We start from the raw sequence: 25,023 nt of genomic DNA, 5'->3' as shown, positions 1-25,023 counted from the left end.
CCACAGCCATTGCCACCCGATTTCCGATTGGGACGTGCGCCCTATTTCGGCCGCGACACGATCTCGATCATCCTGCCCTCGTCATCGTCGGGCATCACGGCCTTTGCGCGCGCATAGGCGTCCACAGCCGCGCGGCCAACCAGCGGCTTGTCGGCGAGCAGGCTTTCGGCGAGCTTGACCGCGTAGTCCGCATCCTTGTGCCGCAGCGCCGATGTGAACGTCGCGCCGCTGAAATCGCGCGCGACCATGCGCTTGGAGTGCCGCAGCACCTGCGGGCTTGCAGCGACACCGGCCTGGATCGACTCCAGCACGAGCTTCATGTCGAGCCCGGCCTGTTCGGCGATCGCAAGACCTTCGGCAAGGCCCGCAATCTGGATCGCACCCATGAGGTTGTTGATGAGCTTGTAGACCGTGCCCGATCCCACCGCGCCAAAATGGCGGATGGTCGAGCCGATCGGCTCGAGGAACGGCCGGGCGCGTTCGAGATCGGCGCTGTCGGCGCCGACCAGCAGCGTCAGCTTTCCAGCCGCTGCCGCGTCGGGCAGGCCGGTCACGGGGCAATCGATATAGATGAGCCCGCGCCCGTTCAATTCGCGCGCCATCTCGCGTGCGTGATCATAGGAGACCGTGGAGCACTCGATCGCGATCGTGCCGGCCTTTGCCGTCTTCGCGGCACCGTTGGGACCAAGCCACACGCTGCGCGAAGCCTCATCGTCGGCGACCATGGTCACCACGGCGTCCGCATCGATCGCAGCGTCTTCGGGCGAGGTCGCCCAGCGCGCGCCGCGCGCAATCAGGTCTTCCGCCTTGGCCTTGCTGCGATTCCAGAGCGACACGGTGAAGCCGGCATCGAGGTAGCGGCCGGCCATGCCGTGGCCCATCCGCCCAATCCCGATGAAGGCGACGCGGGGCATGATCAGTCGACGTCCTCGATCTCGCCGCTCGTGGTGCCGAAGGCGCGCTGGGCGAGCGTTGCGGCCATGAACTCGTCGAGATCGCCGCCGAGCACGCCCGACGTGTCCGAGGTCTGCACGCCCGTGCGCAGATCCTTCACCATCTGGTAGGGCTGGAGCACGTAGGAGCGAATCTGGTGGCCCCAGCCGATATCGGTCTTGGCGGCCTGGTCTGCCGCGGCCTTCTCCTCGCGCTTCTTCAGCTCGATCTCATAAAGGCGCGCGCGCAGCATGTCCCAGGCCTGGGCGCGGTTCTTGTGCTGAGAGCGGCCGGCCTGGCAGACCACTGCGACGCCTGTCGGGATATGCGTCAGCCGCACCGCGGATTCGGTCTTGTTGACGTGCTGACCGCCAGCGCCGCCCGAACGCATGGTGTCTGTGCGGACGTCGGATTCCTTGATGTCGATCTTGATGCTGTCGTCGATGACCGGAAATACCTGCACGCTCGAGAACGAGGTGTGCCGCCGCGCATTGGAATCGAACGGCGAGATCCGCACCAGACGATGCACGCCGGCTTCGGTCTTGAGCCAGCCATAGGCGTTGTGGCCGGAGATCTGGATGGTCGCGGACTTGATGCCGGCCTCTTCGCCCTCGGACTCTTCGAGGTACTCGACCTTGAAACCGTGGGTCTCGGCCCAGCGCGTGTACATGCGCAGCAACATCTGCGCCCAGTCCTGGCTCTCGGTGCCGCCGGCACCGGCATGGACTTCGAGATAGGAATCGAAGCGATCGGCCTCGCCCGAGAGCAGCGCCTCGAGTTCGCGCCGTGCGACTTCCTTCTTGAGGGCTTTCAGCGCCGCTTCGGCTTCCGCGACCACGCCCTCATCGCCCTCGGCCTCGCCGAGCTCGATCATGCCAATGTCGTCTTCGAGCTGCTGCTCGACCTTGCCAATACCGGACAGCGCATCTTCCAGCGAGGTGCGCTCCTGCATCAGCTTCTGGGCCTTCTGCGGATCGTTCCAGAGATTGGGATCTTCAGCGAGCTTGTTCAGCTCAGCGAGGCGCGCCGTCGATTTCTCGACGTCAAAGATGCCTCCTCAGCAGCCCGACTGACTGCTTGATCTCTTCTACCAACCGTTCGATTTCGGCGCGCATGTCGTTCTCTGGTCTAGCGTATGATCCGGGAAAGTGTGCAGCGGTTTCCCGAAAAGATCATGCGCAAACAAAAACCTGAAGCGCGATGACAATCTCATCGCGGAGGGGATGTAGCGGCGGCGGCCGCAAAGCGCAACCGCCGGAGCTTTGGATCGCCAGCTTTATCCTGAGCCCTCTGGACCCTAGTACAACCCGCCGGTGCCCGGCCGCATGAAGAAGCCGGAATCGGGCGGCGCCTGCTGCGGGCCGCGGCCGTCGGCGTCGGCAACGCCGATAACGGAGTAGTTATCCGGCGGCGCCGTGCCAGGCTTGAAGGCTTCCAAGATCGTGCCGCCGGTCTCGCCCGGCCCTGCGCGCATGCCGGTCTTGGCGACGACGCGGATCAGCTTGATACCGGCCGGAACCTTGAACGGAACTGCCGGCTTGTCGGCCAGCGCGAGCTTGAGAAAATCACGCGCGATCGGCGCCGCCAAATGGCCGCCTGTCGCAGCGTTGCCCTTACCGAGCGGGCGCGGCTTGTCGTAGCCCATATAGATGCCGACTGCGATGTCCGGCGAGTAGCCGACGAACCAGGCGTCCTTGGCCTCGTTGGTCGTGCCGGTCTTGCCGGCGATCGGCTTGCCGACTTCCTTGACGACTGTCGCGGTACCGGCCTGGACGACGCCTTCCATCAACTCGGTGATCTGGTAGGCCGTCATGGCGTCGAGCACCTGCTCGCGGCGGTCGACGAGCTGCGGCTCGGTCTGGTTCTTCCAGCCGCCCGGCGCGTCGCAGCCGCGGCATTCACGCTGGTCGTGCTTGAAAATGGTGTGGCCGTAGCGGTCCTGGATGCGGTCAATCAGGGTCGGTTTCACGCGGCGGCCGCCATTGGCGATCATCGAATAGGCCGTGACCATGCGCATCGCCGTCGTCTCGCCGGCACCGAGCGCAAAGGAGAGATAGTTCGGCAGTTCGTCATAGACGCCGAAGCGGCGCGCATATTCGCCGATCAGCGGCATGCCGATGTCCTGCGCAAGCCGCACCGTCACCGTGTTGAGCGACTGCCGCAACGCGTTACGCAGTGTCACCGGTCCCTGGTACTTGCCGTTGGAGAAGTTTTCCGGCCGCCAGACGCCGCCGCCCTGCCCCTGATCGATTTCGATCGGCGCGTCGACCACGACGGTCGACGGCGTATAGCCGTTGTCCAGCGCTGCCGAATAGACGATCGGTTTGAAGGACGAGCCCGGCTGCCGATAGGCCTGCGTGGCGCGGTTGAACTGGCTCTGGTCGAACGAGAAGCCGCCGACCATCGCGAGCACGCGGCCGGTCCAGGGGTCCATCACCACCATCGCGCCCGACACTTCGGGGATCTGGCGGAGCCGGTACTGGCCTTCGACGGGTTGCCCCTCCTTGGTGTAGAGCGGATCGGCATAGATCACGTCGCCCGGCTGGAGCACCTGGGATACCGCGGTCGGCGTCTTGCCCCTTGCGGCGCCCGAGGCCGCTCGCGCCCATCTCACGCCGTCGAGCGTGACGATGCCGGTCTCGCGCTGCTTGCTGACGGCACCGCCGAGCTCGCGCGCGGGCTGGAAGCCAAGACGCGCCGACTGGTCGCTGGTCTCCAGCACCACCGCCATGCGCCAGGGCGAGATGTCGGACAGCGACTTGATGTCAGCAAGCTTGACGCCCCAGTCGCCGGAAATGTCGAGCTTGCTGATCGCGCCGCGATAGCCCTGCTGCTCGTCATAGTTCACGAGGCCCGTGACCATGGTCTTACGGGCCATGACCTGGATCTTCGGATCGAGCGTCGTGCGCACCGAGAGGCCGCCCTCGTAGAGCTTCTTCTCGCCATAGCGCTCGAAGATGTCGCGGCGAACCTCCTCAGCGAAATATTCGCCGGCGAAGGTGTGGGCGCCGTTGGAGCGGTTGGTGACGACCAGCGGCTCCTTGCGCGCCTTCTCGGCGTCAGCCTGCTTGATCCAGCCGTTCTCCTGGAGGCGGTCGATCACGTAGTTGCGGCGTTCGATCGCGCGGTCGCGGTTGCGCACCGGATGCAGCGTCGCCGGCATCTTCGGCAACGCCGCGAGATAAGCCGCTTCAGAGATTGTCAGCTCGTTCACCGACTTGTCGAAATAGACGAGCGAGGCCGCGGCAATGCCGTACGCACCGAGGCCGAGATAGATTTCGTTCAGATAGAGCTCCAGGATCTTGTCCTTGGAGTAGGTCTTCTCGATCCGCATCGCCAGCAAGGCTTCCTTGATCTTGCGGGCGAAGGACACCTCATTGGTCAGGAGGAAGTTCTTGGCGACCTGCTGGGTGATCGTGGAGGCGCCTTGCGGACGACGGTTGGAGCCGTAGTTCTGCAAGTAGAGCAGTCCGGCGCGTGCCATGCCCGTGTAGTCGATGCCGCCATGCTCGTAGAAATTCTTGTCCTCGGCGGCGAGGAACGCGTTGATCACGAGTTTCGGCACCGCCTGGATCGGCAAATACAGCCGGCGCTCCTTGGCGTATTCGCCGAGCAGCGAACCGTCGACCGCGTGCACGCGGGTCATTACCGGCGGCTCATAATCCTGAAGCTGAGAGTAGTCCGGCAAATCCTTGGAGAAATGCCAGATCAGGCCTGCCATGGCCCCGACGCCCACCAGGAAGACCACGGTTCCCGCGGCGAACAGGAAGCCCATGAACCGTATCAGCAAGCGCATTATCTGTTTATCCGTTCAAACCTTGAACAACCAACGGCGCCGGCAAAGGGCGCCTTCCTTAAGCTGCGAATTCACCGGCGTACCAGATTACACCACTTAAGAGACTTCGCTGGGCCTGTAGCCCTATCACGCTTGCCGAGGGGGTTGTCGATTCCTGCCCCCCATCCGCAGATTTTATAAAGCGCCCGCTGTGGCCAAACTAGGGCTTTGCGGGTCAGCCAAAACTCCCTTTATATCAATTGGCGGGCCCGGCGGTCGCGAGCCGCTTGGCCAAAAAGGCATCTATCGCCTGGGCCATCGAGGTCACAGTCCGGGAGCGCCAGCTCTCCGAGACCAGATGCTCGAGGTCCCCTTTATTCGAGACGTAGCCAAGTTCGACCAGCACCGAGGGCACGTCGGGCGCCTTCAGCACCCGGAAGCCAGCCGATTTCAGGGGATGCTTGTGCATCCGCACCGTCGTCTTCATCTCGCCCATCAAGAGGCGGGCGAAGCGGTTTGAAAAGGTGCGGGTTTCCCGCTGGGCAAGGTCGATCAGGATGTCCGCGACCTCAGCGGGCTCGTCGGACAGGTTGACGCCACCGATGGCGTCGGCCTTGTTTTCGGCTTCCGCCAGCCGCTCGGCCTGGGCGTCGGAGGCCTTGTCCGACAGCGTGTAGATGGTGGCGCCCTGGGCGTCGCCTTCCGCACGCGGCAGTGCGTCGGCGTGGATCGAGACGAACAGCGCAGCATTGATGGAGCGGGCGACTTTGACGCGGTCGTTGAGCGGGATGAAGGTGTCGTCATCCCGGGTCATGACCACCCGGTACTTGCCGCTCTTCTCCAGTCGGTCGCGCAGTGCGAGCCCAAAGGCCAGCACCAGGTTCTTCTCGGCTTCGCCGCTCGACTGGGTGCCGTTGTCGATGCCGCCATGCCCGGGATCGATCACCACCACGGGACGCGAATCCGTCGGCGCCGCGGGTTTTTGTTGGGCCGGCTCTGGCGGCGCCATCGCCGCTGGCGCCGGGGGAGCATCAGACGTCGCCGGATGCAGAGCGGCCCGGCTTTCGGGCGCTACCGACTGCACGAAAGCAGCGCGATCGACCTCCTCCAGCTCCAGCACCAGTCGGGCCGGCTGGCCATTTGCGGCCTCGAGCACGTAGGAATTGGCGATCTTGGCAGGGCCTGCGAGGTCGAGCACGATTCGCGAGCCGCCCGGCATCACGAGGCCATAACGGAACGCCTTGACGAGCCCGCGCCCGGCCGCACCGGTGCCGGCAGGAAGCTGGAAATTGATCTGGGGAACATCGACCACCACCCGGTACGGATCCGCCAGGGTGAAGGCCCGGAACGTGATGGCCTGGTCGAGATCGAGAACAAGGCGGGTCTGCCTGGTGTCCCCGGCCAGACGCGCCGCTGAGACAACCGGGAAATTCGACGCCGAAACGGTAGCTTGCGGCTGGCTTTCCGCCGCCACGACGGGCCTGGAATCAGAGCACGGCAATGCTGCAGCGCACAACAGCGCACATCCCAGCAAAATCAGATGATTTGCGCGGCTCGCCACCGATTCCGTGCCTCCGAGCGGCTCTTCTAACGCAATAGAACCGCAGGGTTAATCCATCTCTAATGACGAAATGACCAAATCTCGCCGGGTGTGACCAACGCGCGACGCTCGCCTGACGCTCCCTTGCACCAAAGGCGCATTCCTCGTATGTACGGACTGCTGACGGCCAATATTTCCGGTTGCGTCGCTCTCAGCCTCCCGGTGCAGCGCCGGAACTCTCAAGGTTTGAGAATTCCAGCGTTTTCCCCCCTCCTTCACGGCCAGCGCGGCGCGCGGCAGCGAGGTTGGACGGGTCAAGGCTCCGGTGGCGCCGGTCCCAGGTTACCACCATTTCCAGGGACGGCTTTGACAGGCGGCGTAGCCCGTAACCCGGCTCCTTAATCCCAAGGACCGGCGGTGTTCCTAAGGGGGCGAGCGCTTTCGCGCCACACCCTGGCCAGCAGCAACTGATTAAGGGGCGGCGCGCTCGCCGTCCAATGTTTCATACGGGCCGACGCTTGATGCGCCAGACTGTGCCGACCAAAACTGAGAGACAATTCGCGACATTGCGGAGTGAAACTTCCGCGCGCCGTGTTGTCCTCTCGGCTTCCGGTTCGACGCGGCGCGAGCGCGGGTGTTTTGGCCTTCCCCTCACCCCCGAATCAGGTGGACCGTCGCATCACCCGGCAGCGCTCATCGCGCCCACGGTGAATCGCGCCCGCCGCCGCCAAGAGTTAAGACATGCCCAACAAGATGTTGATCGATGCCACCCACCCGGAAGAGACCCGGGTCGTCGTGGTCCGCGGCAATCGCGTCGAAGAGTTTGATTTCGAGACCGCGCAACGCAAGCAACTGCGCGGCAATATCTATCTCGCCAAGGTCACACGGGTCGAACCGTCCCTCCAGGCCGCCTTCGTCGAATATGGCGGCAACCGCCACGGCTTCCTTGCCTTCAGCGAAATCCATCCCGACTACTACCAGATCCCGGTTGCCGATCGGCAGGCGCTGATCGAGGCCGAGGAGCAGGCTCATCGCGAGGCCGAGGAGGAGAACGAGAACCGTTCCCACAACCGCCGCCGCTCGCGCCACCGCAATGCCCGTCGTCGCGGCCATGGCGAGCGCGTCCAGAGCGACATCGTCGAGGGCCTCGAGGCCGGCGCTGATCCCGCCGCCCAGCCGCTCGAGGTGCTGCCGGAGAACGCCGAGGGCGCAGCGCACGAGGGCGAGCATCTGCAAGCCGAAGCGGAGCATCACGACGCGTTCGAAACTCACGATGACCATGATCACGATCATGATGAACATGGGCACGAGGATCACGAACATGAACATGAACATGAACATGATCACCATCATCATGGTGATGGCGAGCACGATCATGGGCACGACCATCACGACCACGAAGACAAGGCGCCCGCGCCCGCTGCGGCAGTCGGAGCCGAACCCGTTGTCGCGCCCGAGGTAGCCGAGCCGCAGGAGGCCGCCGCGTCCGAAGCACCGGCGCCCGAGCTCCATGCCGAGGCGCTGGCCGATGCCATCACCGCCGCGATCGAACCCGTCGACGCCGTGTACGCCGCCGATGAAAGCGCAGAACTGCCGCATTCCGGGGCTGCCACCGAAGACGACGCCGAGGATGGCGAGGACGGTGAAGAGGCCGAAGAGGAAGTCGTCGAGTCCGTCGGCGGCGACGACGTGCTGGAGGAAGTGCCGGAGCGCACCTTCCGCCCGCGCCGCCAGTACAAGATCCAGGAAGTCATCAAGCGCCGCCAGGTGATGCTGGTGCAGGTCGTCAAGGAAGAGCGCGGCAACAAGGGCGCCGCGCTCACGACCTATCTGTCGCTCGCCGGCCGCTATGCCGTGTTGATGCCGAACACCGCGCGTGGCGGTGGCATCAGCCGCAAGATCACGAGCGCGCAGGATCGTTCTCGTCTCAAGGAGGTCGTGCAGGACCTCGACGTGCCCGAGGGCATGGGCATCATCCTGCGCACGGCTGGCGCCTCCCGCACCAAGCCGGAGATCAAGCGCGACTTCGAATACCTGATCCGGATGTGGGAGACGGTGCGCGACCTGACGCTGAAGTCGCAGGCGCCGACCCTCGTCTACGAGGAAGGCTCGCTGATCAAACGCTCGCTGCGCGACCTCTACAACAAGGAGATCGACGAGATCCAGGTTGCAGGCGAAGGCGGCTACCGCGAAGCGCGCGACTTCATGAAGATGCTGATGCCGGCCAATGTCAGCGCGGTGAGACAGTATCGCGACGGCCAGCCGCTGTTCTCGCGCATGGGTGTCGAAAGTCAGCTCGACGCGATGTTCTCGCCAACCGTGCAGTTGCGCTCCGGCGGTTATGTCGTGATCAACCAGACCGAGGCGCTGGTTTCGATCGACGTCAACTCGGGCCGCTCAACGCGCGAACACCACATCGAGGACACCGCGCTCAAGACCAATCTGGAAGCGGCCGAAGAGGTTGCGCGCCAGCTCCGCCTGCGTGACCTCGCCGGCCTGATCGTCATCGACTTCATCGACATGGACGAGAAGCGCAACAACCGTGCGGTCGAGCGCAAGCTGTCCGATTGCCTCCGGCAGGACCGCGCGCGCATCCAGGTCGGCCGCATCTCGCATTTCGGCCTGTTGGAGATGTCGCGCCAGCGCATCCGCGCCAGCGTGCTCGAGAGCTCGACCGATCCCTGCCCGCATTGCGGCGGCACCGGTCACGTACGCTCGGTCTCCTCCGTCGCGCTCCAGCTCCTGCGCGGGCTGGAAGAGATTTTGATGAAGGGCGCGACCCACAATCTGGTGGTCCGCACCCGTACCGACGTGGCGCTCTATGTGCTGAACCACAAGCGCGGTCATCTGCGCGACCTGGAGAACAGCTTCAAGGTCACGCTGTCGATCATCGCCGACTCGTCCGTCAGCGGGCCGCAGGCCTATGTCATCGACCGCGGCGAGCAGGTGCATACGCTGGAAGCCGCCAAGGCGCTGCTCGCGGCACAGGCCGCGGCAAGCCCGCCGCAAGCGGTTGAGGAAGTCTACGACGACGAGGACGGTTTCGATCTCGAGACAGAATCCGAGGTCGAGACCGACGAGACCGAGGGTCTCACTGAGGAACAAGCCGCAGGCGACGCGGCGCCCGAGCAGGACGGCCAGCGCCGTCGGCGCCGTCGGCGTCGTCGCGGCCGTGGCGGCCAGCGCGAGGGCGAGCTTCGCGAGGACACCGCGCCCACCGTTCCCGAACCGGCCATGGCTGCAGGTGAGGCCGACGAGGAAGCCGACGGCGAGCAGGAAGGCGAAGAGATCGAGGAGCAGCTCGACCAGGCCCGCGGTGAGCAGGGTGGCAGCGACCGACGTCGCCGGCGTGGACGTCGCGGCGGTCGCCGCCGGCGTGGCGGTGGTGAGGACGGTCTCGCGGGGTCTATCAGCGACGAGCTGAGTGCCAATCCGCCGCCTGAGGCGACGGAGGCGGTTGCCGATTTCGACAGTTTCACGCCCGACGCGCCGCCGTCGATCACGCAGACTGAGGCAACCGTTCAACCATCGCCACCGCAGCCTGAGGAACCCGCCGAGGTGCAGGCTCCCGTCGAGCCGGCGGCCGCGGATGAAACTGCGTCCGACAGCGACAAGGCCGCGCGGCGTCGTTCGACCGTGCGTGAGAAGGTGAGCTTCTTCAGCAGCCAGCCCGAGCCCGCAGCCGAGCTCGCGCAAGCGCCCGCCGAGGTTACGCCCCCCGCTCCAGCAGCCGAACCTGCGCCAGAGGTGGCAGTCGAAACACCGGCGCCGCAGCCGCGTCGCGCCGGCTGGTGGTCTCGTCGCTTCGGCGGCGGCGAATAGGCCGAACGCTTAGGCAAACAAAAACGCCCGGCTTGGCCGGGCGTTTTTCGTTTGAAACGATGGCATCGCAGACCCTCATGGTGAGGAGCGCGTCTTCGCGCGTCTCGAACCATGAAGGCCCGGCTCTCGTCCGCGGCCATCCTTCGAGACGCCTGCTTCGCAGGCTCCTCAGGATAAGGGGAGAGTGTTTATCACCCAGTAGAAGTTAAAGTGGCGGCAGCTCGTCGTCGTCGAGCGACTGCACGTCGCGGGATGCGATCTGGCGGAGCTGGTCGTAAAGGTCAGGAGCTTCGCTGGTGCAGAGACAGACGCCCTTGGCAGCCAGTGCATCGCCGGCGTTGAGGTAGGCGTGGCCCATCGTGCTGTCGAGATAAATACCGTCGCCCTCGCCCAAGATCTCCGGCGCATAGAACTCGGTGTGGACGGCCACGCGGCCGCTTGTCACCAGAAAGTACTCCTCGCCGGCATGGCGCAGCAGCGGTCCGAACTCCTCCAGCGAGCGCGCGCGAACCTCGGCCAGGATCGGCACCATGCGTTTGCCGATCAGGTCGGTGCATTGATAGGTGTAGGTGTAGAATTTCGTCGTGATCACCTGCCCCTGCCCGGCCCTGCTGAGGCTGCGCCGGGCGGTGACCGGCCGGTCCTGCCCGGGACGCACGGGGGACGCCGGGTTGAACAGCTCGGCGATTTCCATCTTCAGGCCTGAGGTGAGCTGCACCAGCTTGTCGTAGGTCAGCGACATCAGGCCGTTCTCGACCTTGGACAGGGTCGAGAGCGCCATACCGGTCCGCTCCGCTACCTGCTTGAGCGTCAGGCCGCGCGCCTGGCGGGCGGCCTTGAGGCATTGGCCGAGCTGGGAATTGGCACCGTCGGGCGTCGTGATCTCGCTCATGCAGCAATCCTAGCACGGCAGAAGAAAAATTGTTGGCCGATCCGCCTAAAGTTTTTGGCTCAGTTTACGTCGAAGAGATCCATTTGGACGCTCAAAGGGCAGCTTTGCCGGCATTTGCTCACGAAACGACCGGTTCTGGCGAAAATTGGTGCGCCGGCTCCGCTTTCCGATATGCTAAATCGTTTTCACAATTTGAAAGGGATTGGCATTGTCCGGACTTTGCGATTCCAGTGCCGTCGAGCTGCGCCGCCTGCTGGCCGCACGGGCGATCTCGCCCGTCGAGCTGCTCGACGCCTGCCTGACGCGCATCACCACCACCAATCCCGCCGTGAACGCCGTCGTGACGCTGGATGAGCCCGGCGCACGCGCCGCCGCCAAGGAAGCCGAGGCCGCCATCCTGCGCGGCGAGGATCGTGGCGCCCTGCACGGCCTGCCGGTCCTCATCAAGGATACCCAGGACACCGCCGGGCTACGCACGACCTATGGCAGCCCTTTGTTGCGCGATCACGTTCCAGCCGCAGACCAGGCTTCCGTTGCGCGGCTGCGCGCGGCCGGGGCGATCATCTTCGGCAAGACCAACACGCCGGAATGGGCGGCGGGCGGCAACACCCGCAATCCCGTGTTCGGCGCGACCGGCAATCCCTTCGATCCCCTGCGATCGGCAGCCGGCTCCTCCGGCGGCTCGGCGGTGGCGCTCGCCTGCGGCATGGCCCCGCTCGCCTCGGGCTCCGACACCGGCGGCTCCTTGCGCAATCCGGCGGGCTTTGCCGGCATCGTCGGCATGCGTCCCTCCTACGGTCTCGTGGCGAGCGAAAAGCGCGCCTTCGGCTGGTCGAACCTGCCGACCGACGGGCCGATGGCGTGCAACGTCGCCGACACCGCTCTGATGCTGTCGGTGATGGCGAGCGACGACCCCCGTGATCCGCTTGCCTACACCCTGCCCGGCGAACCCTTGCGCGGACGCGCCGAGCGTTGGACCGGCCCGCGCCCTGCCGAACTCGGCAAGCTGCGCGTCGCCTTCACCGAAGACTTTGGCTTCGCGCCGACCGAGCAGGCGATCCGCCGCGTGTTCCGCCATCGGGTAAGCAAGCTTGCGCCGCTGTTCGCCGATTGCCGCGAGGCGACGCCGGATTGCTCGGGCGCTGACGACGCCTTCGCCGTGCTGCGCGCAGGCCTTTTCCTCGCGATGCACGGCAAGAACTACAAGGAGCGTCCCGAGATGCTCGGGCCGAACGTGCGCGCCAATGTCCAGGAAGGCCTGAGCTACACGCTTGAAGACTACGCGCGCGCGGCGACCACGCAGACGCGGATCTATCGCGCCTATCAGAGCTTCTTCGAAACTTGCGACGTGCTGATCAGCCCGACCATCACGCTGAGCCCGCGGCCCTGGTCGGAGCTCTATCCGGCAGAGATCGACGGCGAGCCGACCAAATCCTATTTCCACTGGCTCGCGCTCGCCTATGCCGTGACGCTTCCAGGCCATCCCGCGCTCAGCCTACCGCTTGGCGTCGATGAAGCAGGCCTGCCCTTCGGCCTTCAGATCGTGGGCCCACGCGGCGGCGATGCCATCGTGCTCTCGGTCGCCGCGAGCATCGAGGCCGCGTTTGCGAGCGTCCCGCAGCTCTGCCGGCCGATCCCCGATCTGGCACGGCTCGCCGCGGCGCCGCCGCTCTCGGCCGCGCCCGGCTTCCTCACCTGGGAATGACCCCACAGCAGAGTTAGCAGCGCCACCGGATCGCCGGCGAAACGGAGATGAGCATGACGGAATTGTCGCAGCGGAAAACCGGGGTCGTCGCGTTCGTCCTGCTCTATATCGCCTACTGCATCTCCTACATCGACCGCGCGGCGATCTCGCTGGCGCTGGCGCAGATCGGCAAGGATTTCAATCTCCAGGCGGCCGATCTCGGCATCGTCATCAGCGCGTTCTTTCTCGGCTATGCCCTCATGCAGGTGCCGGGCGGATGGCTCTCCGACCGCTTCGGCTCGAAATATGTGGTGATCGTCACGATCGTGATGTGGTCGCTGTTCACCGCCTTCACGAGCCTTGCCTGGTCGCTGACGTCGCTGATCGCGATCCGCTTCATCTTCGGCATCGCCGAGGGCGGCTTTCCGCCGGCAAGCATCCGCGCCATCGCCGAACTGTTCAAGAAGGACAGCCGGCCAAAAATGTCGGCGCTGCTGCTGTCGTCGAACTATGCGGGCAGCATGATCGCGCCGCTGATCATGGCGCCGCTGATCCTCTGGCTCGGCTGGCGCCACGCCTTCAACACGATCGGCATCGCCGGCCTCGTGTTCGCGCTGGTCTATTTCCTCTACGTCCCGCATTTGGGACGCCTGGGCGCGGCCCAGGCGAGCACGGCGACGACGGCGAAGCCCGCGGACCGCGCGCCGATGCGCGAGCTGATGAAGAACCCGCTGATCTGGCAGTTGATGGTGGTGTGGTTCGGCCTCAGCTGCGTCAACAAGGGCCTTGATTCCTGGATGCCGCTCTATTTGCTCCAGCAGCGCGGGCTCGATCTCAAGACCGTCGGCATCGTGGCGCCGATCCCGTTCGTGATGGCGACGATCGCGACCGCGATCGGCGGCTGGGTGATGACGAGGTTCTTCGCCGAGCGCGAAAAATGGCTCCTGATCGGCAGCTCCGCGTTGACCGGCATCTTCCTCTACGCCATGTACAAGGCGGAAACGATCGCAATGCTGATCACCTACCAGTCGCTGGTCTATTTCTTCAAATCCTTCGTGCTGGCCTCGGTGGTTGCACTTCCGACAAAGCTGCTTCGCGACGACCAGATCGGATCGGGCGTCGGCATGGTCAATCTCGGCGGCCAGAGCGCAGGCTTCGTAGCGCCCGCGGCGATTGGCTTCATCGTGACCGGAACCGGATCCTTCGATGCGGCCTTCGGCTTCCTGGTGGCGATGACCGCGATGTCGGTCATCGTCGCCGCGACCATCAACACGGCGCAGCCAAGGCTCGCGCCGCGCCTGGCTTAAAGGGAAACGTGCCGGTGCAAAGTGCAATCGTCCTTGGCGGCGGCATGATAGGCGTCAGCGCGGCGCTGCATCTGCAGCGGCGCGGCTGGTCGGTCATGCTCGTCGATCGCAGGGAGCCGGGCCGCGAGACCAGCTACGGCAATGCCGGAATGATCCAGGCCGAGGCTGTGCGCCCTTATCCGATGCCGCGCGACTTTGCGACGCTGTTGAAGATCGCGACCGGCCGCACCAACGACGTCCGCTATAGCCTCGCGTCCCTGCACCGCCACGTCGAGCCTTTGCTCCGCTATTGGTGGCACTCGGCGCCGAAGCGGCATCGCGAGGCGATCGAGGCGTGGGCACGCCTGATCGCCTATGCAACGTCCGAGCACGATATCCTCATCCGCGAGGCTCACGCCGACAACCTCATCCGCCGCGCCGGCTACCGGCTGCTGCATCGCGATCCCGCCGCGTTCGAGCTCGCGATCAAGACCGCGGAGGAAAACCAGCGCGACTTCGGCGTGAAGTTTCGTGTCCTGAGCGGCAGCGAGCTCGCGAAGGCTGAACCGATCCTGCGCGATGATCTTCCGGGTGCCATCCATTGGCTGGAGCCGTGGTCCGTTTCCGATCCCGGCGCTTTGGTCGCCTCCTATGCCGAGCTGTTTCAGCGCCTCGGGGGCCATATCCTTCTCGGCGATGCGCAGACCTTGCACCAGACATCCTCCGGCTGGTCGGTGCAAACCGACAACGGACCGATCGATGCGGCCAATGTCGTCGTCACGCTCGGACCGTGGTCACCCGATCTGCTGCAAAAATTCGGATACCGCATACCGCTGGTGCGCAAGCGCGGCTACCATATGCACTATAGCGGCGGCGCTTCGCTCGATCTGCCACTGGTCGATACGGCGAGAGGCTATGCCATGGGACCGATGGCCAGGGGCATCCGCATTACCACTGGCGCCGAGCTGACCGGGCCGGATGCGCCGGCAACGCCGGTGCAGCTCGCCAGTGCGGAGGCCTCCGCCCGAGAGCTGCTCGATCTCGGCGGCCGCGTCGAACCCGAGCCGTGGTACGGCACGCGGCCCTGCACGCCCGACATGTTGCCGGTGCTTGGGCCCGCACCGCGCCATCGCGGTCTCTGGATGAATTTCGGCCACGGCCACCAGGGCTTTACGCTCGGTCCCGCGACCGGACGCCTGCTCGCGGAGATGATGAGCGGCGAGACGCCGTCGATCGATCCCGCGCCATACCGGCCGGAGCGTTTCTAGCCAGCGCGTTTTGCGGCGAGGACCGCCAGCGCGGCCGACATCCGCATCAGCGGATCGTTCCATTCACGCGGCCTGCGCTGCCGGAACAGCCGCATGGTCGGATACCATGGGCTGTCCTCGCGGTCGCGCAGCCAGCGCCAGTCGAGCGCGTAGGGCAGCAGCATCCAGACCGGGCGGCCGAGCGCGCCGGCAAGATGTGCAACCGAGGTGTCCACGGCGATCACGAGATCGAGCGCTGCGACAGCCGCTGCGGTATCGGAAAAATCGCCAAGCGCTGGCGCAAGATCGATGATGTCAGTGCCAAGCGCCGCCAGCACCGGGACATCGGCCTCGCGCGGCTCCTTCTGAAGACTGTAGAGCTGCACGCCTGGCGTAATCAGGCGCGGCAGAACCTCTTGTGCCGACAGAGAGCGCTGCGCGTCGCCTTTGTGCCTGGGATTGCCGGCCCAGACCACGCCGACCTTCAACGCGCTCACGCCTTGCAGCGCAGCGCGCCATCGCGACAGTCGTGCGGGATCCGGATGCAGATAGGGCACGTCCGCCGGAATCGTGTCGAGCATCGTGCCGAACACGCGAGGCAAGCTCATCAGCGGCAGTTGCACGTCGAATCGCGGCAGCGGCTCGCCGCGCGCGATCACAGTGACGTCAGCCATCGTCCGCAGCAGTGAAGCGAGCGCCGGCTGGACCTGGAGGATGACGGAGCCGCCCTGTGCGGCCACCATCGGCAGATAGCGCACGAACTGCAGGGCGTCGCCGAGCCCGTATTCAGCGAACAGCAGAAGCCGGCGGCCGCCAAGCGGCTCGCCCTGCCATTCCGGCTCGCTGAAGGTCGGATCGCCGTCGGACAGGGTCTTGCACCTGCGCCGCCATTGATAGGCTTCAAAGCCGCTGGCGAAGTCACCGTTCATCAGCAGAAAATGCGCGTGATTATATTGCGCGAGCGGCTGCTCCGGATCGAGCGCGATGGCCTGGCGGGAGGCGGCAAGCGCCCCGTCTATCTCGCCGGCATTGCGCAGCGCCACCGCGAGATTCGCATGGCCTTTTGCGTAGGCGGGATCGGCGGCGACGGCGCGGCGATGCGCGGCGACGGCTGCTTCCACCCGACCCTGCTTCTCGAAGATGATCCCGAGATTGGTGTGAGCGGGCGCATGATCAGCCTTCACTGCCAGCGCCCGCTCGCAAGCTGCGATGGCCTCGTCGAAAAGTCCGAGCTCGCACAGGCAGGCGCCGGAATTGCTGATGATCACGTGATCGGCCGGATCGCGCGCGATGATCCGCTGGTAGGTCGCGGACGCCTGATGCAGATGACCGGCCTCGTGCAGGACGAGACCGAGCAACCGCATCGCCTCAAGATTGTCCGGATCAAGCAGAGTCGAGCGGCGACAATGCACGATCGCCTCCTCGAGCTCGCCCTTGCGGTAGAGCGCAGCGCCGAGATTGCAAAGCAGGCCCGGATCCTCAGGGCCCGCTTCGAGGGCACGACGATAGGCCATCACGGCCTCGTCGAGCCTCTTCTGATCAGCAAGCACATTGCCGAGATTGAGCCAGACGCCACGATGCGCTGGATCCCTTGCGATGACCTCGCGATAGGCCTCCTCGGCCTCGGCGAGCCGTCCCTGCCCCGCCAGCGCCACGGCCCGATTGAAATGCGCACGGGTCAAATGCGGATCGATCGCGATGGCGCGCCGATAGGCGGCGTCCGCCTCCTCAAAGCGCGACAGCTCCGCCAGCGCCACGCCGAGCTTGTTGCACAGGCCTGCATCGCCCGGTCGCCGCAGAAGCGCGCGCTGAAACGCCGCCACCGCCCCGTCCCGCTCACCCTTTACGGCAAGCGCATCGCCCAGCGTGACGAGGGCCGGCGCGTGGTCGGGATCGAGGCCGAACACACGGCTCAGCAGGCTCGCCCCGTCGCTCGCGCGATCGGTCACGAAAGCGACCACGGCGGACAGATGCAGCGCCGGCACATGGTCGGGATGCGCCTTCAGGACTTCGCCGCACAACAAGCCTGCCTGATCCGGCCGCCCCGCCTCGTAATGCTCCACCGCCTGCAACAGAATCCGATCGACCGCCGCCTCGCCCACGATGCCACCCCGCCCTTCACCCCGAAATCGCGATGAGGGTTCAACGGGCGAGCGCGCAAATTCCGTCACTCCGTGCGTTTGGCGGGAGCCTGCCCATCGTCGATAAGGCGCCCAAACAGCAAGGGCTGATCGAGGATCTCGACCAGCCCTGCTATTTCAAAACGTAGCGGCGCGATGCGCCTTGCGTTGAGTTTGCAAATCAGTCCGTCGTGAGCGCCGTCTCCATGTCGGTCGGATCGATCTGCTGGCTCAGCCTGGCGTTGAGCTTGTCACGATCGAGCTCGCCCTCCCACCAGGCGACGATCACGCAGGCGACGCCGTTGCCGCAGAGATTGGTCAGGGCGCGACATTCGCTCATGAACTTGTCGATGCCGAGCACGATCGCCATGCCCGGCACGAGTCGCGGATCGACCACGGCGAGCGTCGCGGCGAGCGTGATGAAGCCGGCGCCGGTGATGCCGGAGGCGCCCTTCGAGGTCAGCATCGCCACCACGAGGATGGTGATCTGCTGGCCCAAGGTGAGATCGACACCGAGCGCCTGCGCGATGAACAGCGTCGCCAGCGTCATGTAGATATTGGTGCCGTCGAGGTTGAACGAGTAACCCGTGGGCACCACGAGGCCGACCACGGATTTCGAGCAGCCGAGCCGTTCCAGCTTCTCCATCAAGGACGGCAGCGCGCTTTCCGAGGACGAGGTGCCGAGCACGATCAGCAGCTCGTCCTTGATGTAGGCGAGGAACTTGAAGATCGAGAACCCCGCAAAGCGCGCGATCGTGCCGAGCACGATGAACACGAACAGTGCAGCGGTGACGTAGAAGGTCGCGATCAGCCCGACCAGGTTGAGGATCGCACCGGTGCCGAACTTGCCGATGGTATAGGCCATCGCGCCGAATGCGCCGATTGGTGCTGCGCGCATCACGATCGAGATGACACCGAACACGGCATGGGCGGCATCGTCGATGAAGGAGCGGATTACGTGGCCGCGCTCGCCGAGCCCCATGATGGCGAAGCCGAACAGCACCGAGAACAGCAGCACCTGGAGGATCTCGCCTTGCGCGAAAGCGCCGACCACGGTGTCAGGGATGATGTGGAGGATGAAGTCGACGCTCTTCTGTCCCTCGGCCTGCTTGGCGTAGTTGGCAACCGCCTGTGCGTTCGCCGCCGCGCTGCCGAATCCCGCACCCGGACGAACCAGATTGCCGACGACGAGCCCGATCAGGAGCGCGAAAGTCGAGACGATCTCGAAATAGACCAGCGCCTTGACGCCGATGCGGCCGACCTTCTTGGCGTCCTGGATGTGGGCGATGCCTGAGACGACCGTACAGAAGATGATCGGGGCGATCACCATCTTGATCAGCTTGATGAAGCCGTCGCCCATCGCCTTGATCCAGTCGTTGGTCGCGACCGAAGGCCACAGCCAGCCGACGATGGCGCCCAGGAAGATGGCGATCAGCACCTGGATATAGAGAACCTTGTACCACGGCTTGGCGGCGGCCTTCGCCGCCGGCGCGCCCGCAGTCATCGTTGTCGTCGTCATTGCTCCCTCCCCTTAACTCTCTTGGTTCTAGCCAAGATCAATTTGAAGGGCCGAGTCAAATGGAACTGCTCGGCCGCTGGCTGCCTATTGGCGGCGATCGACGATCCGGCGTGCAGCCGGCATTAAGGTCGCCCCGAGTGCATTCTTGATCAGCGACGCCGCGATGAACGGCACGATGCCGACCTGCCAGGCCTTGGCGGTGCCAAGCCCGAGGCCGAAAGCAAGCCAGGCGAAGCCCATCGCCAAAATGACGATGTGGCCGATCGCCATGGCCGCGAACAGCCAGGCCATGCTTCGATCCCAGCCCCGCTCGGCGAGAAAGCCCGTGACGAAGGCCACAGCGACGAAGCCGAACAGATATCCGGCCGTGGGGCCGACGAGCGGAGCAAGGCCGCCGACCGGGCCTGCGAACACCGGCACGCCCATCGCGCCTTCCGCGAGGTACGCGATCATGGTTGCGCTACCGAGGCGCCAGCCATAGCCGACGCCAATCATCAGCACGACCAGCGTCTGCAGCGTCATGGGCACATATGGCAGCGGCAGGTTGACCTTGGCTGACAGCGCCATCAAAGCCGTTCCAAGCGCAACCAGCACGATCGCGCGCAGCGCGCCCCCGCCGCTTTGGACCGGCCAGACGATGGCGGCGAGGGGAAAATGCGGTGCGGCGGCAGGCGATCTGTCAGACACGTTGAACTCCGGAAGGCTCGTAAAAAACTGGCGGGCTATTTAAGCCAGTGAGCGATCCGGTCAACTGCTTGGCGCATCTCCTCCGCCGATCTCGCGTAGGAAAAGCGGATGAAGGAGCGGCCGTGCACGGGATCGAAATCGATACCGGGCGTGGCCGCGACATGGGCCTGCTCCAGCATCTGCTGGGCGAACTCAAAGCTGTCGGAGGTGAAATCCGACACGTCGGCGTAGAGGTAGAATGCGCCATCGGCGGGCAGGAACTTGGTCAGGCCGGCCTTGGGCAGACCCTCGATCAGGATGCGGCGGTTTTCCTGATAACCGTGCTTGATCTCCTCCATCTCGGCAGCGCCGTCGAAGGCTGCTTCGGCCGCGATCTGCGACAGCGACGGCACCGAGATCGACAGGTTCTGCTGGAGCCGCTCGACCGGCCGCACCAGGACGTCCGGCACGACCATCCAGCCGACCCGCCAGCCGGTCATACAAAAATATTTCGAGAACGAATTGATGATGAGTGCATGGTCCGACAGCGCTGCCGCGGTAACGGCGGGGAATGCGTAGTCGAGGCCGTGATAGATCTCGTCCGAGATGAAGCGGATGCCGGCGCCCTCGGCGGCCGTGATCAGGCTGGACAGCGCCTCCCTGGACATCATGGTCCCGGTGGGATTGGCAGGACTTGCGACCAGCACGCCCTTGAGCGGCGCCTTGCGATGGGCGGCCAGCAGCGCCTCGCCTGTCAGGGCGTGACGGGTCTGGCTGGTGGTCTCGATCGGCACCGGCTCGCAGCCGAGCGCGGTCAGGATATGACGGTATGGCGGATAGCCGGGCACCGTCACCGCGACGCGGTCACCTGGCTCGAACAGGGCAAGGAAGGCCAGGATGAAGCCGCCGGAGGACCCAGTGGTGACGACGATCCGCTCGGGGCTCACCGCACAGCCATAGGCGTCGCGATAATGGCGCGCGATGCGCTCGCGCAACGAGGGGATGCCGAGCGCGGAGGTATAATCGATTCGCGCAGTATCCAGCGCCCTGTGGGCGGCCGCGATCGCGGTCTTCGGGGCCGGCGCGGCAGGCTGGCCGACCTCCATGTGGATGACGTGGCCGCCCGCCGCCTCTATACGCGCGGCCGCGGCCATCACGTCCATCACCATGAAGGGGGGAACGTCACTGCGGCGGGATGGTCTCAGCCAGGGCTCCAGCCGGTTCCTCAATATCGCATCGGCCATCAATATCTGCTATTTCGCTTCCGGTCCGGAACCCCCGGGGGCCGGGAACGGGGCGCCGGCGCCCCAGACTGGCCGCATTGTGCGGCTCATTAGGGCATATCCCGTATCCGGTCCGACGCCAATCACCAAGACCAATCACAAGACTGCATTTCAAGACCGATCGATGTTGCCCCAGCTCGCTTTGCGCAAGAAAGCCTCCGCTCTCACCGCCATCGTGACCGCCGCGGCCATGGCGCTGGCGCCGCTCCCGGCGATCAAGGCGCAGGAGAGTCCCAGAGGCCCGCCGGTGCTGCGCGACACCGAGACCGAGCAATTGCTGCGCGAATATACCAGACCCATCCTGCGCGCCGCGGGTCTGGAGAAGCAGAACATCCAGATGGTGATCCTCAACGACGCATCGTTCAACGCGTTCGTCGCTGATGGCCGCCGCATCTTCGTCAATTATGGCGCGATCATGCAGTCGGAAACGCCGAACCAGCTGATCGGCGTGCTCGCGCACGAGACCGGGCATCTGGCCGGCGGACATCTCGCCAAGCTGCGCGAGCAGCTCGCCAACGCCCAGACTCAGATGATCATCGCCATGCTGCTCGGCGCTGGCGCCATGGTCGCGGGCGCCCGCAGCGGCAACGCGAACAATGGTCTCGCCAACGCCGGTGCGGCCGCAGTCGCCGGACCGCAGGAGATGATCCGCCGCTCGCTGTTGTCCTATCAGCGCCAGCAGGAGGAGAACGCCGACCGCGCCGGCGTGAAGTTCCTGACCGCGACCCAGCAGTCGCCAAAGGGCATGTACGAGACCTTCAAGCGCTTCACCAGCGAGAGCCTGTTCGCCGCGCGCGGCGCCGATCCCTATTTGCAGTCGCATCCGATGCCGGCCGAGCGCGTCGAGGCGCTCGCCCAGTTCGCCCGCGCCAGCCCCTATTGGGACAAGAAGGACGACCCGGCGCTCCAGGCGCGCCATGACATGGTGCGCGCCAAGGTCTCCGCCTTCATGGAGCGGCCCGAGACCGTCTATCGCCGCTATCCGCTGTCCAACGACAGCCTGCCCGCACGCTATGCCCGCGCCATCAGCACCTATCTGCACGGCGACCTGCGCAGCGCGCTGGCCCAGATCGACGCGCTGATCCAGGCGCAGCCGACCAACCCGTATTTCTACGAGGTGCGCGGCCAGGCACTGCTCGAGAGTGGCAAGCCGGCGGAAGCGATCCCTGCCCTGCACAAGGCGGTGCAGCTCTCCGGCAACGCCCCGCTCATCGAGATGTTACTTGGGCAGGCTCTGGTCGGAACTGATAATAAGTCCTACACGGACGAAGCGATCCGGATTCTCCGTGCCGCGGTGGCGCGGGAGCCGGAGGCGCCGATCGGCTACACGCAGCTCGCCATGGCCTATGGTCGCAAGGGGGACTATGCGGAGGCCGATCTGGCATCGGCGCAGGCAGCTTACCTGCGCGGCGACAACAAGACCGCACGCGAGCTTGCGACGCGCGCAAAAACCCGTTTCGCCATCGGCACGCCCGGTTGGGTCAAGGCCGATGACATCGTGGCGTCAAAACCGCCACGCAACAATTAGAGCATGATCCGGAAAAGTGTGGAGCGTTTTTCCGAAAAGATCATGCTCAAACAATAACCTGAAGCGCGATGACGATTCATCCCAATCTCATCGCGCTTTAAACGATTAGAACGACACCGACACCACGACGTCACGGCGCGGCCAGGTTAGATCGGCCGGGATGTCTTCCGAAACCTGCTTTCGACCAGAGGATATGCCAATGCCTTCGCTGCGCCTGATCGTCCCCGCGCTGTTTGCCCTCGCCGTGCTCGGCGGAGCCGCGCCCGCCGCGGCCGACAGCTTCACCGACGCCCAGCGCTCCGACATCGAGGCGATCATCAAGAACTATCTCGTCAGCCATCCCGAGGTGCTCGAGGATGCGATGGCCGAGCTGAGCAAGCGCCAGGCAGCCGCCGAAGCGCAGAAGCACGAAGCCAGCATCGCGCAGAATGCGGATGCGATCTTCAACTCGCCGCGCCAGGTCGTGCTCGGCAACAAGGACGGCGACGTCACTTTCGTCGAGTTCTTCGACTACAATTGCGGCTACTGCAAGCGCGCGATGACCGACATGCTCGACCTCATGAAGGCCGATCCCAAGCTGAAGGTCGTGCTCAAGGAGTTTCCGGTGCTGAGCCAGGGCTCGGTCGAGGCGGCGCAGGTTGCGGTTGCCGTCCGCATGCAGGATCCCACCGGCAAGAAGTATCTCGACTTCCACCAGAAGCTGCTCGGCGGCCGCGGCCAGGCCGACAAGGCGCACGCGCTTGCCGCCGCCAAGGAAGCCGGTCTCGACGTCGCGAAGATCGAGAAGGACATGGCCAATCCGGAAGTGCGCGCTACGATCGAGGAGAACTTCAAACTCGCCGAAGCGATGGGCATGAACGGCACGCCGAGCTACGTGATCGGCAAGCAGATCGTGGTCGGCGCCATCGGCCTCGATGGCCTGAAGGAAAAGATCGGCGTCGCTCGCTGCGGCAAGGCGACCTGCTAGTTCCCGGTTTCGATTATCCGAACACCACAAAGGGCCGGCTTTTGCCGGCCTTTTTTGTTGTCAGGATCTTGGCGCGACCATTCATCTCGCATTCAACAAACAAAAGCCGCGGAACCACTGAAGTTTCGGAACATCTCATTTCTCCTTTCGTTGTCGGCGCGGGCAATGACGCACAAAACACGTGAGGAGAGGTTCAATGACTAATCGCTTTATGATCTCGGTTGCCGCGCTGGCACTCGTCGCGGGTACTGGTCTCGCGAATGCGCAGGGAACCGGGACCAAGGAGTCCGGCGGCTCCCAGCAGATGCAACAGAACGCGCAACCTTCCACCGGCGCGGCTGAACATGGCGGTGCCATGAGCAGGGAAAAGGGCACCGTGGGACAGGCCGGCGGATCTATGAAGTCCGGCGCTGAAGAAAGGTCCTCGGGCGCGATGAAGGACGAGAAGTCCGGTGCCATGCACAGGGATTCCACGGGCAAGGAAAAAGGCACCGTTGGACAGGCCGGCGGATCCATGAAGTCCGGCGCCGAGGAGAAGTCCTCGGGTACGATGAGAGACGAGAAGTCCTCTGGCACGATGCACAAGAATCCGACGGCTGAGGAGAAGTCGGGTGCAACGAAGGGCCAGCGCACAGATGAACGCGCTCAGGGTCAGCAGGACAGGTCGAAGGGCATGAGCTCGGAGACCCAAACCAAGTCCGGCACGGCCACAGGCGAGAACCGCCAGGGCACGTCGACCCAGACACAGACCACCGGCCAGGCCGGCGCGGGCGCCAAGCTCTCGACCGAGCAACGCACGCAGATCACATCCGTGATCCACGAGGAGCACGTGGCTCCCGTCAGCAACGTCAACTTCTCGGTTTCGGTCGGCACGCGGATCCCGCGTGAGGGCATCGAGCTGCACGTGCTGCCGTCACGGGTGGCGACGATCTATCCGGAGTGGCGGAGCTACAGGTACATCGTGGTCCGCGAAGAGATCGTGATCATCGATCCCGCCACCTATGAGATCATCGCGGTTCTCAACGCCTGACGGCCGACAAACCGGCACCCCCGAGGGCGGGCAGCGATGCCCGCCCTTTTTGCGGTCGGCCGGCAGCCATGATTTGGGCTGGTTAACAAGCAATTTCCGTAGCTTCCACACAGCTTTTTGCAGGCTGGATGAGCTATCTGAAGCCGTGCGGGAGGTCGTTGAAGGCTTCCCTCAGGCCCCTTTGTTACCTATAACCCCCGCCACCTCCGCCAAAGCACCTGACGGGATTTAATGGCTGAACCTGCGACCGACACGATCCTCGTCCTCAACGGGCCGAACCTCAACATGCTGGGGACGCGCGAACCGGAGAAATACGGGCACGCGACGCTGGCCGACGTCGAGACGCTCTGCCGGGAGACCGCAGCGAAGTTCGGTCTCAAGGCCGACTGCCGGCAGTCCAACCGCGAAGGCGAATTGATCGACTTCATCCACGAGGCGCACGCCCGCAAGATGAAGGGTATCATCATCAACGCCGGCGGCTATTCGCACACCTCGATCGCGCTGCACGATGCGCTGCTCGCGGTGCAGATCCCGACGGTCGAGGTGCACGTCACCAACATCCACGCCCGCGAGAGTTTCCGTCACCATTCCTACACCGCCCGCGCCGCCTTCGCTTCGCTGTGCGGCTTCGGCATCGAGGGCTACCGTCTCGCGATCCAGGGCCTTGCCGCCAAGCTCGGCATCCAGCCCAAAGCCTGACGCCCCTTTTCAAACAGAGGTTCGGAATCAAG

17 protein-coding genes are annotated in these 25,023 nt (G+C 64.9%); 8 read left to right on the top strand and 9 right to left on the bottom strand.

Features of this window, described 5'->3' with window-relative positions; all coding sequences use genetic code 11:
* Positions 1 to 41: 41 nt before the first annotated feature.
* The 4 genes from SO140_RS02750 to SO140_RS02735 form a co-directional block, all read right to left on the bottom strand.
* Positions 42 to 914, bottom strand: a complete 873-nt coding sequence (locus SO140_RS02750) for an NAD(P)-dependent oxidoreductase (RefSeq protein WP_449380777.1) — start codon at positions 912 to 914, stop codon at positions 42 to 44.
* Between the two features lie 2 nt (positions 915 to 916).
* Positions 917 to 2,048, bottom strand: a protein-coding gene (gene prfB, locus SO140_RS02745) for a peptide chain release factor 2 (RefSeq protein ID WP_449380776.1) whose coding sequence is annotated in 2 segments (ribosomal slippage) — positions 917 to 1,978 and positions 1,980 to 2,048 — 1,131 coding nt in all. Because the reading frame shifts where the segments join, the coding sequence is not laid out codon by codon here.
* Positions 2,049 to 2,230: 182 nt separating this feature from the next.
* Complete coding sequence (locus SO140_RS02740) at positions 2,231 to 4,729, bottom strand: penicillin-binding protein 1A (RefSeq protein ID WP_498540679.1); 2,499 nt, start codon at positions 4,727 to 4,729, stop codon at positions 2,231 to 2,233.
* Positions 4,730 to 4,964: 235 nt separating this feature from the next.
* Positions 4,965 to 6,269, bottom strand: a complete 1,305-nt coding sequence (locus SO140_RS02735) for an N-acetylmuramoyl-L-alanine amidase (RefSeq protein WP_449382937.1) — start codon at positions 6,267 to 6,269, stop codon at positions 4,965 to 4,967.
* A 720-nt stretch (positions 6,270 to 6,989) separates the two neighbouring features.
* On the opposite strand from SO140_RS02735, the gene SO140_RS02730 reads away from it, so the two are divergent.
* Positions 6,990 to 10,070: an Rne/Rng family ribonuclease gene (locus SO140_RS02730; RefSeq protein WP_498542300.1), complete on the top strand. Its 3,081-nt coding sequence runs from the start codon at positions 6,990 to 6,992 to the stop codon at positions 10,068 to 10,070.
* Positions 10,071 to 10,275: 205 nt separating this feature from the next.
* On the opposite strand, the gene SO140_RS02725 is transcribed toward SO140_RS02730, so the two are convergent.
* Positions 10,276 to 10,962, bottom strand: a complete 687-nt coding sequence (locus tag SO140_RS02725; RefSeq protein WP_449382934.1) for a helix-turn-helix domain-containing protein — start codon at positions 10,960 to 10,962, stop codon at positions 10,276 to 10,278.
* Positions 10,963 to 11,170: 208 nt separating this feature from the next.
* Between SO140_RS02725 and SO140_RS02720 the strand changes: the two genes are divergently transcribed.
* The 3 genes from SO140_RS02720 to SO140_RS02710 are packed head-to-tail and all read left to right on the top strand — an operon-like array spanning position 11,171 to position 15,200.
* Positions 11,171 to 12,667 carry an amidase gene (locus SO140_RS02720; RefSeq protein WP_498542299.1) on the top strand — a complete coding sequence of 499 codons (1,497 nt, stop codon included), beginning with the start codon at positions 11,171 to 11,173 and terminating at the stop codon, positions 12,665 to 12,667.
* 53 nt (positions 12,668 to 12,720) lie between these two features.
* Complete coding sequence (locus tag SO140_RS02715) at positions 12,721 to 13,953, top strand: MFS transporter (RefSeq protein WP_449382932.1); 1,233 nt, start codon at positions 12,721 to 12,723, stop codon at positions 13,951 to 13,953.
* A 14-nt stretch (positions 13,954 to 13,967) separates the two neighbouring features.
* Positions 13,968 to 15,200: an NAD(P)/FAD-dependent oxidoreductase gene (locus SO140_RS02710; RefSeq protein ID WP_449382931.1), complete on the top strand. Its 1,233-nt coding sequence runs from the start codon at positions 13,968 to 13,970 to the stop codon at positions 15,198 to 15,200.
* On the opposite strand, the gene SO140_RS02705 is transcribed toward SO140_RS02710, so the two are convergent.
* The 4 genes from SO140_RS02705 to SO140_RS02690 all read right to left on the bottom strand — a co-directional run bounded on the left by SO140_RS02705 (position 15,197) and on the right by SO140_RS02690 (position 20,728).
* The gene (locus tag SO140_RS02705; protein WP_474797317.1) at positions 15,197 to 17,281 is read right to left on the bottom strand and encodes a tetratricopeptide repeat-containing glycosyltransferase family protein; all 2,085 of its coding nucleotides are present in this window, start codon (positions 17,279 to 17,281) and stop codon (positions 15,197 to 15,199) included. The two genes, SO140_RS02710 and SO140_RS02705, sit on opposite strands and share 4 nt — an antisense overlap.
* Positions 17,282 to 17,480: 199 nt before the next feature.
* A complete protein-coding gene (locus SO140_RS02700) occupies positions 17,481 to 18,818 on the bottom strand; it encodes a dicarboxylate/amino acid:cation symporter (protein ID WP_449382930.1) in 1,338 nt (445 codons plus the stop codon).
* 84 nt (positions 18,819 to 18,902) lie between these two features.
* Complete coding sequence (locus tag SO140_RS02695; RefSeq protein ID WP_498542370.1) at positions 18,903 to 19,457, bottom strand: biotin transporter BioY; 555 nt, start codon at positions 19,455 to 19,457, stop codon at positions 18,903 to 18,905.
* Between the two features lie 83 nt (positions 19,458 to 19,540).
* Entirely contained in the window at positions 19,541 to 20,728 is a 1,188-nt protein-coding gene (locus SO140_RS02690) for a pyridoxal phosphate-dependent aminotransferase (protein ID WP_449382929.1), read from the bottom strand.
* A gap of 163 nt (positions 20,729 to 20,891) precedes the next feature.
* Between SO140_RS02690 and SO140_RS02685 the strand changes: the two genes are divergently transcribed.
* From SO140_RS02685 to aroQ, 4 genes are all read left to right on the top strand, one after another.
* Complete coding sequence (locus SO140_RS02685) at positions 20,892 to 22,295, top strand: M48 family metalloprotease (protein WP_498540681.1); 1,404 nt, start codon at positions 20,892 to 20,894, stop codon at positions 22,293 to 22,295.
* A gap of 199 nt (positions 22,296 to 22,494) precedes the next feature.
* A complete protein-coding gene (locus SO140_RS02680; RefSeq protein WP_449382927.1) occupies positions 22,495 to 23,262 on the top strand; it encodes a DsbA family protein in 768 nt (255 codons plus the stop codon).
* 196 nt (positions 23,263 to 23,458) lie between these two features.
* Positions 23,459 to 24,292, top strand: coding sequence for a DUF1236 domain-containing protein (locus SO140_RS02675; protein ID WP_449382926.1), 834 nt, complete (start codon positions 23,459 to 23,461; stop codon positions 24,290 to 24,292).
* 231 nt (positions 24,293 to 24,523) lie between these two features.
* Positions 24,524 to 24,991, top strand: a complete 468-nt coding sequence (gene aroQ / locus SO140_RS02670) for a type II 3-dehydroquinate dehydratase (RefSeq protein ID WP_449382925.1) — start codon at positions 24,524 to 24,526, stop codon at positions 24,989 to 24,991.
* Positions 24,992 to 25,023 lie beyond the last annotated feature (32 nt).

It is taken from the genome of Bradyrhizobium sp. UFLA05-108, assembly GCF_059803455.1.
The sequence above is the reverse complement of the archived record's forward strand: the minus strand, read 5'-3'. Positions and strand labels throughout refer to the sequence as shown.

Coding starts and splice junctions, on each gene's coding strand:
- SO140_RS02730 (WP_498542300.1), top strand. CDS start 6,990: ATGCCCAACAAGATGTTGATCGATGCCACCCACCCGGAAGAGACCCGG.
- SO140_RS02675 (WP_449382926.1), top strand. CDS start 23,459: ATGACTAATCGCTTTATGATCTCGGTTGCCGCGCTGGCACTCGTCGCG.
- SO140_RS02740 (WP_498540679.1), bottom strand. CDS start 4,729: ATGCGCTTGCTGATACGGTTCATGGGCTTCCTGTTCGCCGCGGGAACC.
- SO140_RS02715 (WP_449382932.1), top strand. CDS start 12,721: ATGACGGAATTGTCGCAGCGGAAAACCGGGGTCGTCGCGTTCGTCCTG.
- SO140_RS02680 (WP_449382927.1), top strand. CDS start 22,495: ATGCCTTCGCTGCGCCTGATCGTCCCCGCGCTGTTTGCCCTCGCCGTG.
- aroQ (WP_449382925.1), top strand. CDS start 24,524: ATGGCTGAACCTGCGACCGACACGATCCTCGTCCTCAACGGGCCGAAC.
- SO140_RS02690 (WP_449382929.1), bottom strand. CDS start 20,728: ATGGCCGATGCGATATTGAGGAACCGGCTGGAGCCCTGGCTGAGACCA.
- SO140_RS02685 (WP_498540681.1), top strand. CDS start 20,892: ATGTTGCCCCAGCTCGCTTTGCGCAAGAAAGCCTCCGCTCTCACCGCC.
- SO140_RS02700 (WP_449382930.1), bottom strand. CDS start 18,818: ATGACGACGACAACGATGACTGCGGGCGCGCCGGCGGCGAAGGCCGCC.
- SO140_RS02750 (WP_449380777.1), bottom strand. CDS start 914: ATGCCCCGCGTCGCCTTCATCGGGATTGGGCGGATGGGCCACGGCATG.
- SO140_RS02725 (WP_449382934.1), bottom strand. CDS start 10,962: ATGAGCGAGATCACGACGCCCGACGGTGCCAATTCCCAGCTCGGCCAA.